The 14,193-nt window shown below is 43.1% G+C and carries 26 protein-coding genes, 13 tRNA genes and 1 pseudogene; 12 read left to right on the top strand and 28 right to left on the bottom strand.

Annotation, left to right across the window (positions count from 1 at the left end; genetic code table 11):
• Positions 1-16: 16 nt before the first annotated feature.
• The 15 genes and pseudogenes from FC61_RS00185 to FC61_RS12335 all read right to left on the bottom strand — a co-directional run bounded on the left by FC61_RS00185 (position 17) and on the right by FC61_RS12335 (position 6,798).
• Entirely contained in the window at positions 17-241 is a 225-nt protein-coding gene (locus tag FC61_RS00185; RefSeq protein ID WP_021742283.1) for a hypothetical protein, read from the bottom strand.
• Positions 242-456: 215 nt separating this feature from the next.
• The gene (locus tag FC61_RS00180) at positions 457-657 is read right to left on the bottom strand and encodes a hypothetical protein (protein ID WP_021742285.1); all 201 of its coding nucleotides are present in this window, start codon (positions 655-657) and stop codon (positions 457-459) included.
• A gap of 12 nt (positions 658-669) precedes the next feature.
• Positions 670-849 carry a hypothetical protein gene (locus tag FC61_RS00175; RefSeq protein WP_021742286.1) on the bottom strand — a complete coding sequence of 60 codons (180 nt, stop codon included), beginning with the start codon at positions 847-849 and terminating at the stop codon, positions 670-672.
• Positions 850-1,018: 169 nt separating this feature from the next.
• Positions 1,019-1,282, bottom strand: coding sequence for a hypothetical protein (locus tag FC61_RS00170; RefSeq protein ID WP_021742288.1), 264 nt, complete (start codon positions 1,280-1,282; stop codon positions 1,019-1,021).
• Positions 1,270-1,689: a RusA family crossover junction endodeoxyribonuclease gene (locus FC61_RS00165; RefSeq protein ID WP_021742289.1), complete on the bottom strand. Its 420-nt coding sequence runs from the start codon at positions 1,687-1,689 to the stop codon at positions 1,270-1,272. Before FC61_RS00165 ends, FC61_RS00170 begins: the two co-directional genes overlap by 13 nt.
• A pseudogene (locus FC61_RS12585) lies at positions 1,682-2,383 on the bottom strand (Rha family transcriptional regulator). Before FC61_RS12585 ends, FC61_RS00165 begins: the two are co-directional and overlap by 8 nt.
• Positions 2,380-3,291, bottom strand: coding sequence for a DnaD domain protein (locus FC61_RS00155; RefSeq protein WP_052538417.1), 912 nt, complete (start codon positions 3,289-3,291; stop codon positions 2,380-2,382). Before FC61_RS00155 ends, FC61_RS12585 begins: the two are co-directional and overlap by 4 nt.
• A gap of 11 nt (positions 3,292-3,302) precedes the next feature.
• Positions 3,303-4,217: a PD-(D/E)XK nuclease-like domain-containing protein gene (locus tag FC61_RS00150; RefSeq protein ID WP_162251063.1), complete on the bottom strand. Its 915-nt coding sequence runs from the start codon at positions 4,215-4,217 to the stop codon at positions 3,303-3,305.
• Entirely contained in the window at positions 4,141-5,010 is an 870-nt protein-coding gene (locus tag FC61_RS00145) for a recombinase RecT (RefSeq protein WP_021742294.1), read from the bottom strand. Before FC61_RS00145 ends, FC61_RS00150 begins: the two co-directional genes overlap by 77 nt.
• Complete coding sequence (locus tag FC61_RS00140; RefSeq protein ID WP_021742295.1) at positions 5,011-5,226, bottom strand: hypothetical protein; 216 nt, start codon at positions 5,224-5,226, stop codon at positions 5,011-5,013.
• Entirely contained in the window at positions 5,217-5,510 is a 294-nt protein-coding gene (locus tag FC61_RS00135; protein ID WP_021742296.1) for a hypothetical protein, read from the bottom strand. The genes FC61_RS00140 and FC61_RS00135 overlap by 10 nt, the downstream gene beginning before the upstream one ends.
• Positions 5,511-5,619: 109 nt before the next feature.
• Positions 5,620-5,778: a hypothetical protein gene (locus FC61_RS12340; RefSeq protein WP_021742297.1), complete on the bottom strand. Its 159-nt coding sequence runs from the start codon at positions 5,776-5,778 to the stop codon at positions 5,620-5,622.
• A 5-nt stretch (positions 5,779-5,783) separates the two neighbouring features.
• Positions 5,784-6,059 (bottom strand): hypothetical protein, encoded by a 276-nt coding sequence (locus tag FC61_RS00130; protein WP_035464852.1) that lies wholly within the window; start codon positions 6,057-6,059, stop codon positions 5,784-5,786.
• 4 nt (positions 6,060-6,063) lie between these two features.
• Positions 6,064-6,573 carry a helix-turn-helix domain-containing protein gene (locus FC61_RS00125; protein WP_021742299.1) on the bottom strand — a complete coding sequence of 170 codons (510 nt, stop codon included), beginning with the start codon at positions 6,571-6,573 and terminating at the stop codon, positions 6,064-6,066.
• 60 nt (positions 6,574-6,633) lie between these two features.
• Positions 6,634-6,798, bottom strand: coding sequence for a hypothetical protein (locus FC61_RS12335; protein ID WP_021742300.1), 165 nt, complete (start codon positions 6,796-6,798; stop codon positions 6,634-6,636).
• A gap of 132 nt (positions 6,799-6,930) precedes the next feature.
• Between FC61_RS12335 and FC61_RS00120 the strand changes: the two genes are divergently transcribed.
• On the top strand, positions 6,931-7,308 hold the full coding sequence (locus FC61_RS00120; RefSeq protein ID WP_035464854.1) for a hypothetical protein: 378 nt from the start codon (positions 6,931-6,933) through the stop codon (positions 7,306-7,308).
• Here the strand turns inward: FC61_RS00120 and FC61_RS12555 are convergent.
• Together FC61_RS12555 and FC61_RS00115 are read right to left on the bottom strand one after the other, a co-directional pair.
• Complete coding sequence (locus tag FC61_RS12555) at positions 7,294-7,419, bottom strand: hypothetical protein (protein ID WP_021742302.1); 126 nt, start codon at positions 7,417-7,419, stop codon at positions 7,294-7,296. The genes FC61_RS00120 and FC61_RS12555 overlap by 15 nt on opposite strands.
• Positions 7,419-7,667, bottom strand: coding sequence for a helix-turn-helix domain-containing protein (locus tag FC61_RS00115; RefSeq protein WP_021742303.1), 249 nt, complete (start codon positions 7,665-7,667; stop codon positions 7,419-7,421). The genes FC61_RS12555 and FC61_RS00115 overlap by 1 nt, the downstream gene beginning before the upstream one ends.
• A gap of 166 nt (positions 7,668-7,833) precedes the next feature.
• On the opposite strand from FC61_RS00115, the gene FC61_RS00110 reads away from it, so the two are divergent.
• From FC61_RS00110 to FC61_RS00060, 11 genes are all read left to right on the top strand, one after another.
• Positions 7,834-8,202 carry a helix-turn-helix domain-containing protein gene (locus FC61_RS00110; protein ID WP_021742304.1) on the top strand — a complete coding sequence of 123 codons (369 nt, stop codon included), beginning with the start codon at positions 7,834-7,836 and terminating at the stop codon, positions 8,200-8,202.
• Positions 8,203-8,213: 11 nt separating this feature from the next.
• Positions 8,214-8,627, top strand: a complete 414-nt coding sequence (locus FC61_RS00105) for an ImmA/IrrE family metallo-endopeptidase (protein WP_024855617.1) — start codon at positions 8,214-8,216, stop codon at positions 8,625-8,627.
• Positions 8,628-8,720: 93 nt separating this feature from the next.
• Positions 8,721-9,542: an OB-fold protein gene (locus tag FC61_RS00100; RefSeq protein WP_021742306.1), complete on the top strand. Its 822-nt coding sequence runs from the start codon at positions 8,721-8,723 to the stop codon at positions 9,540-9,542.
• A gap of 69 nt (positions 9,543-9,611) precedes the next feature.
• A complete protein-coding gene (locus FC61_RS00095; protein ID WP_021742307.1) occupies positions 9,612-9,866 on the top strand; it encodes a hypothetical protein in 255 nt (84 codons plus the stop codon).
• 59 nt (positions 9,867-9,925) lie between these two features.
• Positions 9,926-9,991, top strand: a tRNA-Arg gene (locus FC61_RS00090).
• Between the two features lie 53 nt (positions 9,992-10,044).
• Entirely contained in the window at positions 10,045-10,380 is a 336-nt protein-coding gene (locus FC61_RS00085) for a hypothetical protein (protein WP_035464856.1), read from the top strand.
• A 14-nt stretch (positions 10,381-10,394) separates the two neighbouring features.
• Positions 10,395-10,468 (top strand) — tRNA-Ile (locus FC61_RS00080).
• Positions 10,469-10,648: 180 nt separating this feature from the next.
• Positions 10,649-10,870 (top strand): hypothetical protein, encoded by a 222-nt coding sequence (locus FC61_RS00075; RefSeq protein ID WP_021742309.1) that lies wholly within the window; start codon positions 10,649-10,651, stop codon positions 10,868-10,870.
• A gap of 182 nt (positions 10,871-11,052) precedes the next feature.
• Positions 11,053-11,271, top strand: coding sequence for a hypothetical protein (locus tag FC61_RS00070; protein WP_024855613.1), 219 nt, complete (start codon positions 11,053-11,055; stop codon positions 11,269-11,271).
• 85 nt (positions 11,272-11,356) lie between these two features.
• Positions 11,357-11,608 (top strand): hypothetical protein, encoded by a 252-nt coding sequence (locus FC61_RS00065; protein ID WP_035464859.1) that lies wholly within the window; start codon positions 11,357-11,359, stop codon positions 11,606-11,608.
• A gap of 179 nt (positions 11,609-11,787) precedes the next feature.
• Complete coding sequence (locus tag FC61_RS00060; protein WP_021742311.1) at positions 11,788-12,987, top strand: tyrosine-type recombinase/integrase; 1,200 nt, start codon at positions 11,788-11,790, stop codon at positions 12,985-12,987.
• A gap of 145 nt (positions 12,988-13,132) precedes the next feature.
• Here FC61_RS00060 and FC61_RS00055 read toward each other — a convergent pair.
• From FC61_RS00055 to FC61_RS00005, 11 genes are all read right to left on the bottom strand, one after another.
• A tRNA-Leu gene (locus tag FC61_RS00055) sits at positions 13,133-13,217 on the bottom strand.
• A 37-nt stretch (positions 13,218-13,254) separates the two neighbouring features.
• A tRNA-Cys gene (locus FC61_RS00050) sits at positions 13,255-13,325 on the bottom strand.
• Between the two features lie 57 nt (positions 13,326-13,382).
• A tRNA-His gene (locus tag FC61_RS00045) sits at positions 13,383-13,455 on the bottom strand.
• 13 nt (positions 13,456-13,468) lie between these two features.
• Positions 13,469-13,539 (bottom strand) — tRNA-Trp (locus FC61_RS00040).
• Between the two features lie 4 nt (positions 13,540-13,543).
• A tRNA-Tyr gene (locus FC61_RS00035) sits at positions 13,544-13,626 on the bottom strand.
• A gap of 4 nt (positions 13,627-13,630) precedes the next feature.
• Positions 13,631-13,703: transfer RNA gene (locus tag FC61_RS00030), tRNA-Phe, on the bottom strand.
• A 47-nt stretch (positions 13,704-13,750) separates the two neighbouring features.
• Positions 13,751-13,825: transfer RNA gene (locus tag FC61_RS00025), tRNA-Asp, on the bottom strand.
• 19 nt (positions 13,826-13,844) lie between these two features.
• A tRNA-Val gene (locus tag FC61_RS00020) sits at positions 13,845-13,917 on the bottom strand.
• Positions 13,918-13,921: 4 nt separating this feature from the next.
• Positions 13,922-13,994 (bottom strand) — tRNA-Glu (locus tag FC61_RS00015).
• A gap of 13 nt (positions 13,995-14,007) precedes the next feature.
• Positions 14,008-14,098 (bottom strand) — tRNA-Ser (locus FC61_RS00010).
• Positions 14,099-14,107: 9 nt separating this feature from the next.
• A tRNA-Asn gene (locus FC61_RS00005) sits at positions 14,108-14,180 on the bottom strand.
• Positions 14,181-14,193: the final 13 nt, after the last annotated feature.

Here is a 14,193-nt window from a genome sequence, read left to right as displayed (position 1 = left end):
GTAACAATCCGGGCGATTAATCATCGTGTAGTATTCCTTTGCAAACAAAATCAATATCCTCAAGAGCTTGTTCCAAGCCATCCTTCTTGGTCCCTTTTGGATAGTCATACAGGCCATCTTCTCGCATGTCGGCCGTTAACTTTTCTAAGGAAATGCTCATTTTGATTCGGTACTTAATTGCTGACATTAACGCTTCTGTGTACTTCACCCAGTCAGAATCCCGCGACTTTTTTTGATTCAATCTTAATTACCTCCGTTTTTTCTTTGGCTTAGGCCATTTACGTAAGTCCGCACACATAACCCGCCGCACTTCATTAGTATCGACAAACCAAACATCTGCCATAACGCCTACTCCTGAAAGCCTTCCCGACCTCTGAACAATCGCACAGTGGTACTTGGTTTTACCGCCTATGGTGTACTCAGGTACGCCTACTAAGTCGAAACGGTTAGGCAGGATCATTGATCCTTACCAGCTAAAATGCCTAGCACTTGGTCAAATGGCATTGTGGAACGTACAATCTTGGTAGTTAAGTAAATAGTCGTTGTTCCATCACCATTTTCAGAGATACAATCAACCTTAGCCAAGTTAATCCAAACTTGGCTGCCACTAACGTCAGCGACTTGAATCCACTCAACTTCACTGCTGTAATTAAACATTGGTTGCCTCCTTTACGCTAACGAGTTATATAACCCGTTGGTGCTAACCACCTTGACCTTATGTGCCACTGGCTTCACACGCGTCTCTGGTGGATTTACTGCCACTGGCTGATGTTCCCGTGCGTGTTGCGCCATACGGCGCTTCTTTTGCTTCACTGCTCGACGCTTAGAACGTTTTCGCTGTTTTGCCATTACTTGATTACCTCCACTCGCCAGCCATTGATGACTGGCTTTTTCTGTTGCCAGATAGCGGCCTTAATTTTCCACGTTGGTATGTGTCCCAAGTAATGCTTCCGAGCATAACCTAGCCGACACTCTATACAACCATGTTCACTTGATAGTCTTAATAACATGAATCTAATCACGACTTTTCTGATTGTTGTTCTTCTAGCACAACCAAACCTTGGGGCGTCCATTTAACCCTGCGCCCAGTCTCATTGTTCCGCTCTCGTAAGTCTTTAGCGCTGTACGACATATTGGGCCACGTTCGCTGGTCATAGCGAGCCACTGAACGTTGCTTAGCTTGATTGTTTAACCGTTTCTCCACCTTACGGGAGTGGTGTTTCTTGCGTTGGGTATAATCACGGTCAGATTGACGACCGGCACCCGTAACTAATCTAGCCATTTTTTTGCCTCCGTGATTGTCACTTCAATTCTTGGATCGTCTGAATAATACTTACTAGCCGATAGATCAACAATACAGTTGTCATCTTTCCAGATAACGCCTGTGAGCGCGTCTTCAATGAGTTTGACGTAATTGGACGTGTCAGGCTTAACTATTGGTCGGTGAAGTCCTTGTGCCCTTCTAGCATGTTCGATTTGGCTAACGCTGGTTTGTATTGGTCGATAAATGGCTATATGGACCACTAATGGCTTCCGGCCAATTAGATCACCGTGATACTGTTTACTAGCTTCTAATGACACATACTGCTTATACGTCCGACTTTTTAATGGATCATACGCATGTCCGCTACGATTAAAACGTGGCCGCGCTGCTGGTACTGGTTCACCATATACGACTAACTCAATCACCGGCGACACCTGCCAATGGTAATTCTGTCTGCTGGATCAACATTTTAGTAGCAGTGCTTGGCCGCCAATCATCAATGAACTTTTCGGCCTTGTCGAAGTCCCTTTCACGAATCTGAGTACGTGTGCGGACGCCAGTTACTTGATTAAGGCCATTGCTAATGTCTTTGTATAGCTCACTTCGTTGTTTACGAGTCAGCTGCAGACGATGAACCTTCACGTAATCGCTAACTGCCTTGTTCACGCGTTTACCGATATGGGCGTACTCGGACGGATCAAGTTTGGCATTGCTCTCCAAGTCGTCCACCCGTTCTTCAACGTCAGTCAGACGATGATTCGCCCGATTGCTATTTTCCATGGCTAATTGAAGCCGTTCCTCAGGTGTCATCGGTAACTGAACCTGCTTTTCCATTGTGTTAAAGGCTTCAATGTAGTCCAACTTAAAGTTAGTCGCACGTTTTCCTGTAAAGCCCATTGCCAGCAGCGTAAATCCATCGCGGTTCATTTAGTAAGCCCGCCGCGAACGTCCATAGGAGTCCGGAATATCACTCTCAACGTACATCTGCGCAAAATTGCGCACATCTTTCATGTCATCAATAGCCCGCAAAACATCGCGGTGATTTTTGCCAAAAGTCTCTGCTACTTGCAGGCTCGTAGTAACTGCCTGTCGATTTTTCATAATTACTAAGTCGTTCATGATGTAGCCTCCCGTTCTGTTTTTCCATTCTGCTGTAGTCGCGCAATTCGCGCGTTAATTTTTTCCTGTTGTTCAGGCGTTAGTTCAGTTCGGGTAGCCGTTGGAGTGGCCCCCGATTGCGCCCAGTCTGGCAAGGTTTCTTTAGCCCTAGTAGGCTTAGAGCCACCGCGTTCACTTTTCATGCGTTGGTCGTGTTCCTTCGCTGCCTTCTTAGCCTGATCAAGTGTGGAGATATCCCGTTTCTGCCACCCTTCAATCACTGCTCGCATGTACTTGAGTGATCCAGTGGCCTTGACCTGGTGCTCACCGGCGATGGTGATTGCGAAGTCCACCACATCGGCAGGCAAGGCATCAAGCCATTCGTTAATCTCAGGGGTGGCGATAGCGTTAGGGAACCCCCAGAGACTGGTCCATTTGTCGATAACATCCCCTCGGGTGACACCCGCGTCATCTTCATCATGGTCAGTACCAGTCAAGTCAAGGTCAGTACCAGTAAGTTCTTTATGTCCTACCGGTTGACCTCCACCTTGCCCAACTGGTTGGCCTACTTCATCTAAACCAGTTGACCTACTTTTTTCATTTGTAGTTGGGTTACTGGTTGTGTAACCAGTTGGCCTACCGTAAAGTTTGACCACCCGATACTCAGGCGGCTTGACGTTTTTCTTACCTTTGATGTACTTGATCAGTCCAAGTTGTACCAGTGAATTTCTTGCCTTATCGAGGCCGGGCTCGGATAATCCTGTTAGACTAAGCAGTGCCGAATTTTTCATGCGAAACTGAACATCCAATTTGCCTTCATCGTTCGCGTAGTCTAATAACTCGCGATACAGATTGTTTTGCCCATTAGAGACGCTCGCTTCATACATCTTAAAATTACGGTACGCTCGTCGTTGTTTGAAGTAATCCAAGTCTTCACCTCCTAAATTTCAATATCTAATGACTTGAATCCGGTCGGTTGGTATGTCGCACGGCAATAGTTGCACTTACCACAACGGATCGGTTTTGTCTTACCGGCAATCACATCCATTAGGAGTGGCTGATATTCTTCAATCTCTTTAAGCCCCTTCTCAATGCGTCCATAATCGACCTCAAAGGATTCAATGGCTGGCTCCGGGGTCTTCTTATCAACTGCGAAGATGAAGACGTGAAACGGCTTGTGATATTGGTCCTGTAGCAGCTTCTTGTAGGCGGCCATTTGTAAGCCGTAATTCCAGTGATCGAACCACAATTCACGGTCACGAATAGCAGGATTATAAAAATCACGATCAATTTCAGCAGTTGTCTTAAGATCACAGAAGTAGCCTTTTTCAACATTGAGAGAATCAATTTTTCCTTTCCAGTTAACTCCGAATATCTGTCCAGAGATGATTGCTTCTTTTTGACACTCAGGCGCGTTGTAGAAGTAATTGAAGAGGTCGAATCGTTCCATACGTTTGACCATCAAGTCCACATAGCTATACTTGCTGAGCAGTTTTCCCTTCTGGGTGTAGATAGTCGGCTCGTCTTTCGAGTCTCCACGTACCGGCGTATGTTCTTCCACAAACTCTTGGTGTGACTTGCCTGATTCAAAGTAAGAGTGAATATGATTTCCCACTAGCATCGCTGGAGTAACGCCCTCGGTCTTGGGAGCATTTGCCGGCCGCAGTTCTTCTGGCGGTTCACTAAGCTCGTACAAAGCCGATGCTTCGCACTCTTCAAACTTCTTGAACCAAGTTGCTGACATGTAGACTTGATCCGTAACCCGGCTGTAGTAATTTTTAGACGTTAATCGAAGTCTGGGCGGAGTGGTCAGGCTCTTCACCAGTTGGCTCTGAGTCGCTGTTGCTGTCGTCATCCGTGTCACCGTCCTTTTCATCGGCATTTACCGTCTTGGCCCCCTCGGCCTTGTTAAAGTCGTTAAGCAGGGCTGCGGTGGTATCAGTGCCCTCTTCGGCATCAATGTCGACTGGCACCTTGCTGTCTTGCTTCTTTTCGTCCTGAGTCAGCGCTTCGGACATTTCCGTGGACATTGGTCCCCACTTACTCAATAAATTCCTCAGGACTGTCTTAAGAGCCATTGCGTCAAAGTCCGATTCCCATACGCCAGAAGGATTCTTACCGCCGGACATCTTAGAGAACCGTTGACGGTGCTGATCAATCTGGTCTCGCGTCCAATAAACAGTTTTCTCGAAGCCGTTCAGCAGCTTAAAGTACCCGATATATCCGATGACTGTGTCTGACTTCTTTCCGGTCGGATTATAGTCGACCTCCTCAGTCAATGCGTTCCAGCCATTAAGTTCGCCGTCGTAGACCACAATGGCGTTAAGCGACTTATACTGACCGGTTCGCATGGCTAATTGGATGTAACCCTTATACCCAATTTGTGGTGTAGCCACATTCTTGTAAGGCACTAACCACATGTAGCCCAGATTCTGATTAATTGGTAGGTCTAAACTAGCAGCAACCATTGCCGAATTAATGACTGACATCGAATCAACCTGAGACAGTTTACGGTTCTCATTGACTACGCTGACCAATGAAGTTGCAAATTGAGTAGCCTTTTCGTGCAGAGCGCCCTCAAACATTTGTTGAATTTTATCTTGCTTAACTAAAGTCTTAACTGGAACCCGTGATAATGAATTAGCCATTTACTTTTCCTCCTCCAAATTGGGTGACCAAGCAACAAGCTCGTCGCTGATACTGTATAGCCGATCAATCTCATCATTGCTAAGTCGATCATTTTCGGCCAACAGTTGAACTTCCTTGAACAGATCAGATTTAATGTCATCTAGTTCAGCTAAATTAGTAGCAATCACTGCCTTAGGTTGGAAACGGCTGCTTGTGTGTACCTTGACTACGTCCATGAGATCACCTCCGCCCCCTTAAAATCTTCCAAGATAGCTGCCAGATGGTCATAGTCCCAATCAATCTGGACTCCATAATCCTCACCCTCAGCATCTAAAAAGTCGTGCATTGAATCTTCATCGGTCGGCACATATCGGCCTTCTGCTTCCCAATAAGTTTCACCGGAAATCATGGGGTTGCCATTGGTATCTTTGACCATGAATTCCGTTTCAGGCTGTGATTCTAGCCGATTCATGTATCGGACAAAATCGAATGTTGCATGATCTGGCACGTTCATCGCCATTGCAACCACCGCCCGTCTGGAGTAGAATTAATGTTATAGAAATAGGATAAATGTAATTTATCTTCGAGTTCTGAGTGCCCGCTCAGGACTCTTTTTTTATGCCATAAAATCATTTGTGATCCTCCAATCCGAAGAAATCCATTGCCCATGCTTTCCAGCCGCCCATGTCGTGAACACTCTCAGAAAGCTTGAATCCTAGGAACATTGCCCCAGAAATCAATCCGAACCATGACACACACTCGCCGACATAGTAATAAAACAAATCCATTCTAATTACCCCCTTTCATCAAGATATCGAAGCCAAGCATCACGAATTTCTGGATAAATCCAAACTCGTTTTCTGCCTTTTTCGCCAACCTTACGTTGCAGTTCCTGCACATATGACAGTGGGACAAATGTTGTCTCAAGCGTTGATACTGAGGAACCTGTCATCGTGGCAAGTTGTTTAATGTTAACGGAGATTTGAAATTGTTGGTCTTCGTTAAGGAGATCGTCAACCCGGCTTTCAATGACCTTTTCCGCGACTACTTGTGGATCAAACGTAGACATAGCCTCACCCTCCATACTGATCGTTATATTTATCAAAATAGCTTTGCAATTGAACCCCAGCATATTGGGCCTTCATCACGATGTCCGTGTTCTCAGCCCCAATTTCTTCAACATATTCTTTGAAATAATCTCGGATTAGTTGTTGTTGCTGCGGTGATCGAAGCTCCGGCTTAGTGCCGATGGCCTCATCGAATGCATCTTCCAACTGTCGCCGCTCATTTTCCTCTTTTCGCTGTTGAAACAGGGCCGCCATCACATCGTTATGCTTGGTCTTATTTTTCATAAAAGACGGAATATGGTAATCCTCCCGTGCCCCAGAAAAATTAAGCCAAATACTTTGCAGTGCTTCCGCCAACGATATTCGTGTTGGCTTGTCCGTGTTACGAGTGCCATTCTTCAAACGACTTAGCTGACCAACAGACACGTGAACCTTACCAGCTATTTGCTTATGCGTTAGCGAGCCCTGAATCCCATCTAGGGCAAGCGTTAGTTGTTCCGAAAATTTGCTTTGCATCTTTTTCCTCCCATCGTGATTGGAAATTGGATTCAATCACTTTTCCTAATATCACAGTTATCATTGATACTGGAGTTCAAATGACTGGTCATTCGCTTTGGCACACTCAATCATGTACAAGCGATCAAGATAGCTCTCGCCATTTGCTTCAACCATCGCAGTAATGATATCTGCGGTGTGATTACTACTTGCTGCAACAAAGTTGATCTTTTCTTGTCGTGTCATTTTGACACCTCCTTTAATCTGAAAGTCCGCTTAAGAGTAGTACGACAACGGCAATTCCTAGAAGACTTGCCATCAGCTCACCTCCTCAATATTCCTTCTTTATGTCATAATTGACTTAGAAAGGTGAAATTCTTGAAACCAAGTGATAAAAAACGAAAAATGATACTGAATTATTTGAATGACGCGCCATTTTCAAACAAAGGAATGATCTCCTTAATAAAATCTTGTAAACAACATGGCTATTCTGAATTAGAAGTTTATGAAGCCATTCAACTGATGGACTATAAACATATGGGGCTGCTTCAGGCTGAGCTTAATCAAGAACACAACGGCACTTACTATCTGGTTAGAAACGCCAAGTCTGGTTGGCTAAGCCCAAAAGGTGAAGATTATCGTGACGACTTAAACCATGCTTGGAAACGGAATCTCTGGTTAAAGATTCAAATTTATGCTTGGCCTATAGTTGTTGCAGTTGTCGCGCAAGTCATAGTTCATCTATTTATCAAATAGTGCAAAAAATACATCAATCACTACTACAACAATTAGTGGCCAAACAAAACTAATAGCCATCATATGATCCTCGGTGAAATCATCGAACTTTTCCCAGAAGCCTTTCTTCATCAGCTCACCTCCTCAGTAGAAGCAATAGTTTCTGAATCAGTAACTTTTTGAGTAAATAGCTTTGTGATCGGAATTCCCAACACTTTATGAAGCATCGGAATTGTATTAGCATCGAACGCATACTTTCCGCTTTCGTATCGAGAGTAGTTAGCCTTACTTCCCATGTCTAGGTAATCAGCCATATCTTGCTGGGTCAATTTCAATTCAATTCGACGACTTTTTATTAGACGCAAATCAAGCTCAATCATTCTTTATCCCCCTTTCGGTTACTGATGTATTAACCATGACTATATATTAAGTTACTAATTTAGTAATGTCAAGAAAAATCGTTACTTTTTTAGAAACTTTTTGTTTCCAAAAAAGTAACCGTGCTATCATCTAGTTGTCAATACAGTAACGAAAGTGAGGCCAATCATGGATAAAGAATTAATTTCTAGAATTATTGACTTACGAGAATCACACAATTGGACCCAAAAAGACCTCGCAGATAAGATGGGGTTCAACAAGGTAACAATGAACAAGATAGAACATGGGAATCGAAACATAACCAATTCTGAACTTGCTAAGTTCGCAGACATTTTTGAAGTCACCACGGATTATCTCCTCGGTAAAAATAGTACTCCTGTGTGGGCTAATGAAAAGGATACAAATGACTTAGAAAAATTCCTAACTGATAACGAGGGGTCCATGACTTATGGCGGTGAGGACCTCACAGAAGAAGAAAAAGAACAAGTACGTGTGGCGATGACAACGATTTTCTGGAAGCGCCATAAGCACGACTAGGGGCTGATTGTTTGGAAAAGATAAGTAACGTTGCGAAAACAGTAATGAATCGATACCACACCGCCAATCCCTTTACAATTGCAGAAAGACTCAATATTCAAGTCGAATGGTGCTTGTTTGGCCATTATCCACTAGGCAAAACTGTCTATGATGGTGACCAGCCTGTTGTTATGCTCAATACAACAATTAGACATACCCCTACCCAATACTTTGTTATGGGCCACGAACTGGGTCATGCCATTCTTCAGGAAGGTCTGGTCGGCTACTATACAAGTAGCAACAAGGCACACGGTCAGCTTGAAACTGAGGCAGACGAGTTTTCGGCCGCATTGATGGGTTTACTATTTATTGAAGATAACGATCGTATGCCGTCTTCGTACAAAGACTTAGCACGCCAATATGGCCTACCCTACGATTTTGATTAGGTAAGCCTGCCTGATATACTTACAAATCTGGAAAAAATATAATATGTCCAAAACTGATGACGCTAAAAGCTGTACATATACCGGGAGGAAAGCATGGGAATAATTAAAATAATTGGACCCTTTGTGATAGGATCAATTTTACTATCTGGATGTCAAAGTTCTGCTAAAAGCGGTAATAACATAAAGGACAATAAAAAGGTCACAAACGTTAGCTTGCGGCTCAAAAAAAATAGAATTTATGATATAAACCACGCTGAGGGTAAGACTGTAAAAGGAGCCAGTGTCATTTTTGTTCCAGAAAACAAGCATAATGATGTTGAGAAGATCAAAGCTGGCAGCGATGGTACTTTCTATGAAGATGCACTTGTTCCGGGAAGATATGTCGTATATGCCAAAAAAGACGGGATAAAAAGTAATAAACACCAGTTGAGGGTTATGAGCTATCTTACGACACACAACACCCCTAGCTCTAAAACTGCTGACACTGACAGCGACTCAAAATCATCTTCAATATCCGCAAGCATTGATAGTTCAGTATCTGCTTCACTTGATGAATCAGTGAAAAAACAAAATGAAAATTCGTCAACTAAATCGAGCTATAGGTCTAAATATAAACGTGTAAGTCTTGAAAGTTTCACTGATAACCCAGATAAATATGATCAAAAACTGATTAAGGTAACCGGAACCGTCACATATATTCAGCGAAATTCTGACAATAATACCATGGACTATATCGTTCTAAGCAACAGTGACAACACAGCTGCCACCGTCGCCGAAGTTGAAGTTGAAGACATGCACTCTCACCATATTTCAGAGGGCAGTAATATCACTATTTTAGGCGGTGGACTTACTAAAACCGTCAAGTTAAACGGCAAAACACTTGAGTCAGATATTATCGAAGACTTTGTCCAATAGATAATAGGCTTGATTGGTCCACACCCGAAGACCTAAAAAGCTGATCAAATATTTTTACAGGAGGATATCATGAAAACTATTAAGAGAGGCATTACGCTAATTGCTTTGACTTTCACCCTGTTTATGGGTGGTGCAGCGCCAGTTATTCCCAATACTACAGTTGCTCACGCAAAAACTACATACGTTTGGATTGCTCCAAATTATGGCACTAAATGGCATCATTCGAAACATTGCCGCGGCTTAAATGCAGCTAAACATAAGAAACACGTTACACTGCACTGGGCAAAAAAACATGGCTATAAGAAGTGTCACTGGTGTTACTAACGAAATAATCAGCTTCTGTCTGGTGACTCCCCTCGGTTCGATTCCGGGGAGAAGCATTTGGACCCTTAGCTCAACAGGATAGAGCAACAGTTTCCTAAACTGTAGGTTGCGTCTCACAGGGTTCATGTAAGAAATTAAAGATACAATGGTATCTATTCATACGAAAGGAGACATACTCATGCCTACATCTAAACGTAAAATGTGGCTAGAACTGAGTATTAACGTCTTACTACTGATGACCCCACTGTTTCTAATCATCAATGGTAGTGTTGGATTAGCCGAAAACGATCCTAATCATCCAGATGTTTTCATTCTTATTGGCGTACTAATATTGGGAATACTTGGATTAGTGATGACTGGACTAACAGTTTTTCGATTATATACTCGTGGATGGCATAGCATGGAACTTTACCAAAAAAAATTAGCTGTACTCTACTTTGTCTGTCTGTTAATTGGCGGGTTTGAGTGGTTGCTTTTTACAGAAGCTATTCCACCTAATTGGTATCTACATTAGCAATTAATTATCATGGACCTTTAGCTCAGTTGGTTAGAGCAGACGGCTCATAACCGTCCGGTCGTTGGTTCGAGTCCAACAAGGTCCATTTAGGTAACTATCTGAGGAGATGACTTTAACGTTAAGGAAAGATGTTTTTCAATTGATAAATGATCTAATCGACCACTTACCAGTTATTGCTCTGATTGTATTAGTTATCATAATTGTGTCCTTTTACCTTTTTCACATACGGTCAAAACACTAACTTTTGCATTATGGAGGTAATTAAATGGTTTTTACTGATGTATTTAATGTTATGCATGACGACTGCAAGATCATTCAAACTCAGAACGACTTCAAACGTGTGTTTATTATTGAAAACGAACAGGGAGTACGTTTTACCTGTTTGAAAGATGATGCACCTCGCTCTTCCAAAATTCACGATCATTGGAAACATGCCAAGCCTAGTGACTCTCCTGATGCACATCCTTTTCATGATAAATTTGTGTAACTGGATTGTTATATGCCTAAGACGTAGCTTCTGCCTGGTAACTCCCTTCGATTAGATTTCAGGAATAAGCATAATTTCAAAAAATGTTGTAGTCAATGTCGACAATTATTATCACTGGTCTATTATTTTCGTCCAATTCGTATGGGTATAATTTATGTCCAACTGATATGGGAGGTCTTAATATGGATTTCGTTGATGTCTTCAATGTTAAACATGAGAACTGCAAAATTGTAGAGACTCGGAATGAGTTCAACCGCATTTTTATTATTGAAAATGAACAGGGCGAACGCTTCACCTGCCTTAAAGAAAATGCGCCTATTGGTAAAAAATTTGGCGGACATTGGAAACATGCTAATCCACAAGATTCTCCTGAGGCTCACCCTTTCAGAAATAGATTTTAAAGCCTTATCAAGTATCTATTCAATCATCCTATTGTCCACACCCGATGACGTTAAAAGCTGACTACATATTCATAGGAGGTTCGTTTTGAAAAATATCAAAAAGAGTGTTGCGGTAGTTGCATTGTCCTTCACCTTATTTATGGGTGGTGCAGCTCCTATTGTTCCAAACATCACTACTGCTCACGCAAAAACTACATACGTTTGGATTGCACCCAAACACGGGAAGAAGTATCACTTCAATAAAAATTGTCGTGGTTTGAAACACGCTTCATATAAAAAGCACGTCTCATTGCATTGGGCAAAAAAACATGGATATTCAAGGTGTCATTTTGAATAACAGCTTCTGTCTGGTGACTCCCCTCGGTTCGATTCCGGGGAGAAGCATAGTCCCAAAGATGGTGACATTAAAAGATAAATATGTACTTGGGCCCGTTCAGGGCTTTTATTTAGAGCTCAAAAAGAACATACGTTTGGAAATATCAATAGTTTCAATTTCCAAATCAAGGAGGAATCAACATGGCGGAAATATACAGAGGAAATGGAAAATGGATCGCCCGTGTCAGTTTTAAAGGCACCGATGGCAAGCGCCATTATAAGTCCAAAAGTGGATTTAGAACCAAGAGAGAAGCAGAGGTCTATGGTATTGAATTAGAGCAGCAAGTGCACAGTGGCGGAAAAATCTCTCAGCGCAACATCACTTTTTTGGATTACTTCACAGAATGGTTCAAAATATTTAGGAAGCCAAATATTGCTGACGCGACGGCCGAAAGGTACCAATACACGATTAACACGATCACTAAATATTTTGGAAACACCCTACTCCGAAAAATAGACACGGCTCAATACCAGAAATTTCTCAATTGGTACGGCCTTGGCGATGGCAAAGATGAAAAAACACATTCTAAAGAATCAGCCGCCAAGATTAACGTCCATATTCGTGCCGCCGTGCGTAACGCGGTAAATGATGGCGTAATCCCACGCGATTTTACACTGAACACGCACATTGTCTTTGATACCAGCAACACCCGGGAGATTAAGTACCTAAGCTACAAAGATGCAGCTAAGCTCTATAAGGTGACTATGAGCAATCTTAACGGCTTGGACGTAACTTCATACATGTGCTTAACTGCCCTGCTTACAGGCATGCGTCAGCAAGAGATTGCGGGGTTAACGTGGACCGACATAGATGTCAAGAACGGAACCATAGATATTAATAAGTCTTGGAATTGGAAAAAACGTGACTTTGGACCAACAAAAAATCCTTACTCCATACGGAAGATAAAAGTAGACCGTAACTTACTCAATATTTTGCAGAAGCTGCATTATGAACAAGATCTATTTCTCAAATCCAAAGAGATATCGAACTCTAAGGATTTAGTGTTCTTCTCTCGCTACCAGCGGGTCCCCTCTTCTAAGGCCCTCAATGATGGATTAGCAGAATTGCTGAAATCAGCTAGTATAGATCAAAAACTTAACTTCCACGGTCTACGACACACACACGCTTCAATTTTACTGTACCAAAAGGCTTCAATCGCCTATATCAGCCACCGTTTGGGGCATGAAAGTATCTCAACGACAACAAAGACTTATCTACACATAATTCAAGAGCTAGAGCAGGCTGAGGACGACAAGGCCGAACGCGTTATGACAAAGCTTGGCAGTGGCGTTGATTGGGGTAGGTTTAACTCCGATGCTACAAAATCGGTAAAAATGTAGCATTGCACTCTAAAAAAATAGCACTTCTGTAGCACTAGCTTGCATAAGTATGTATGAATATGATTTTATAAGAGCAAAAAAATAGAAGGAACGTTGTTATATCAACGTTCCTTCTATTTTTAAACAGACATATATTTCCTTGATATACCGGAGGTGGGGTTCGAACCCACACGTCCTCAACGGACACTGGATTTTGAGTCCAGCGCGTCTGCCAGTTCCGCCACTCCGGCAAAAAATAACTAATAATGATTGGATACACCCAGTCAAAGGTGGTAATCGGATTCGAACCGACGATAAAGGTTTTGCAGACCTCTGCCTTACCACTTGGCTATACCACCATAATCGCCTATCCAATCTGATTGGACCAGCTAAATAAAACAAGATGCCCAATCTAGGGCGGTATGTGGGAATCGAACCCACGCGTGCCGGAACCACAATCCGGTGTGTTAACCCCTTCACCAATACCGCCATAACATTACAACAGGGATAGTAGGAGTTGAACCCACATCGACGGTTTTGGAGACCGTTGTTCTACCATTGAACTATATCCCTATGATGGTGGGGAGTGGATTCGAACCACCGAACCCGAAGGAGCGGATTTACAGTCCGCCGCGTTTAGCCAGACTTCGCTACCCCACCATAATGGCGCGGGACGGAATCGAACCGCCGACACATGGAGCTTCAATCCATTGCTCTACCGACTGAGCTACCGAGCCATTTACCATCATGTAATGCTTGTTGTATTAAATTAATAACATAACAACGGTCCGTACGAGACTCGAACTCGTGATCTCCTGCGTGACAGGCAGGCGTCCTAAACCAACTAGACCAACGGACCATAATATTATTATGTCATATGGAGGATACAGGGCTCGAACCTGTGACCCTCTGCTTGTAAGGCAGACGCTCTCCCAACTGAGCTAATCCTCCAAAATGACCCGTACGGGATTCGAACCCATGTTACCGCCGTGAAAGGGCGGTGTCTTAAACCACTTGACCAACGGGTCATACTATTCCAAACGGAGAGTGAGGGATTCGAACCCTCGAAACAGGTTAGTACCCGTTTACAGCATTTCCAATGCTGCTCCTTCAGCCACTCGGACAACTCTCCATTACAAAGCTCCGGCAGGCGGGCTCGAACCGTCGACAACCTGATTAACAGTCAGGTGCTCTACCAACTGAGCTATGCCGGAATAATCGCGTGGC

This window comes from Levilactobacillus brevis ATCC 14869 = DSM 20054 (genome assembly GCF_001433855.1).
In the GTDB taxonomy this organism is placed as follows: Bacteria; Bacillota; Bacilli; order Lactobacillales; family Lactobacillaceae; genus Levilactobacillus; species Levilactobacillus brevis.
This window is presented reverse-complemented; position numbering and strand designations above follow the sequence as displayed.

Excerpts from the sequence above, each read along its gene's own strand:
- FC61_RS00070 (WP_024855613.1), top strand. The coding sequence starts at position 11,053 with ATGGATTTCGTTGATGTCTTCAATGTTAAACATGAGAACTGCAAAATT.
- FC61_RS00125 (WP_021742299.1), bottom strand. The coding sequence starts at position 6,573 with ATGCAAAGCAAATTTTCGGAACAACTAACGCTTGCCCTAGATGGGATT.
- FC61_RS00130 (WP_035464852.1), bottom strand. The coding sequence starts at position 6,059 with ATGTCTACGTTTGATCCACAAGTAGTCGCGGAAAAGGTCATTGAAAGC.
- FC61_RS12335 (WP_021742300.1), bottom strand. The coding sequence starts at position 6,798 with ATGACACGACAAGAAAAGATCAACTTTGTTGCAGCAAGTAGTAATCAC.
- FC61_RS00075 (WP_021742309.1), top strand. The coding sequence starts at position 10,649 with ATGGTTTTTACTGATGTATTTAATGTTATGCATGACGACTGCAAGATC.
- FC61_RS00180 (WP_021742285.1), bottom strand. The coding sequence starts at position 657 with ATGTTTAATTACAGCAGTGAAGTTGAGTGGATTCAAGTCGCTGACGTT.
- FC61_RS00140 (WP_021742295.1), bottom strand. The coding sequence starts at position 5,226 with ATGGACGTAGTCAAGGTACACACAAGCAGCCGTTTCCAACCTAAGGCA.
- FC61_RS00095 (WP_021742307.1), top strand. The coding sequence starts at position 9,612 with ATGAAAACTATTAAGAGAGGCATTACGCTAATTGCTTTGACTTTCACC.
- FC61_RS00135 (WP_021742296.1), bottom strand. The coding sequence starts at position 5,510 with ATGGCGATGAACGTGCCAGATCATGCAACATTCGATTTTGTCCGATAC.
- FC61_RS00170 (WP_021742288.1), bottom strand. The coding sequence starts at position 1,282 with ATGGCTAGATTAGTTACGGGTGCCGGTCGTCAATCTGACCGTGATTAT.
- FC61_RS00100 (WP_021742306.1), top strand. The coding sequence starts at position 8,721 with ATGGGAATAATTAAAATAATTGGACCCTTTGTGATAGGATCAATTTTA.
- FC61_RS00150 (WP_162251063.1), bottom strand. The coding sequence starts at position 4,217 with ATGACGACAGCAACAGCGACTCAGAGCCAACTGGTGAAGAGCCTGACC.
- FC61_RS00145 (WP_021742294.1), bottom strand. The coding sequence starts at position 5,010 with ATGGCTAATTCATTATCACGGGTTCCAGTTAAGACTTTAGTTAAGCAA.
- FC61_RS00060 (WP_021742311.1), top strand. The coding sequence starts at position 11,788 with ATGGCGGAAATATACAGAGGAAATGGAAAATGGATCGCCCGTGTCAGT.
- FC61_RS00115 (WP_021742303.1), bottom strand. The coding sequence starts at position 7,667 with ATGATTGAGCTTGATTTGCGTCTAATAAAAAGTCGTCGAATTGAATTG.
- FC61_RS12555 (WP_021742302.1), bottom strand. The coding sequence starts at position 7,419 with ATGAAGAAAGGCTTCTGGGAAAAGTTCGATGATTTCACCGAGGATCAT.
- FC61_RS00175 (WP_021742286.1), bottom strand. The coding sequence starts at position 849 with ATGGCAAAACAGCGAAAACGTTCTAAGCGTCGAGCAGTGAAGCAAAAG.
- FC61_RS12340 (WP_021742297.1), bottom strand. The coding sequence starts at position 5,778 with ATGGATTTGTTTTATTACTATGTCGGCGAGTGTGTGTCATGGTTCGGA.
- FC61_RS00110 (WP_021742304.1), top strand. The coding sequence starts at position 7,834 with ATGGATAAAGAATTAATTTCTAGAATTATTGACTTACGAGAATCACAC.
- FC61_RS00085 (WP_035464856.1), top strand. The coding sequence starts at position 10,045 with ATGCCTACATCTAAACGTAAAATGTGGCTAGAACTGAGTATTAACGTC.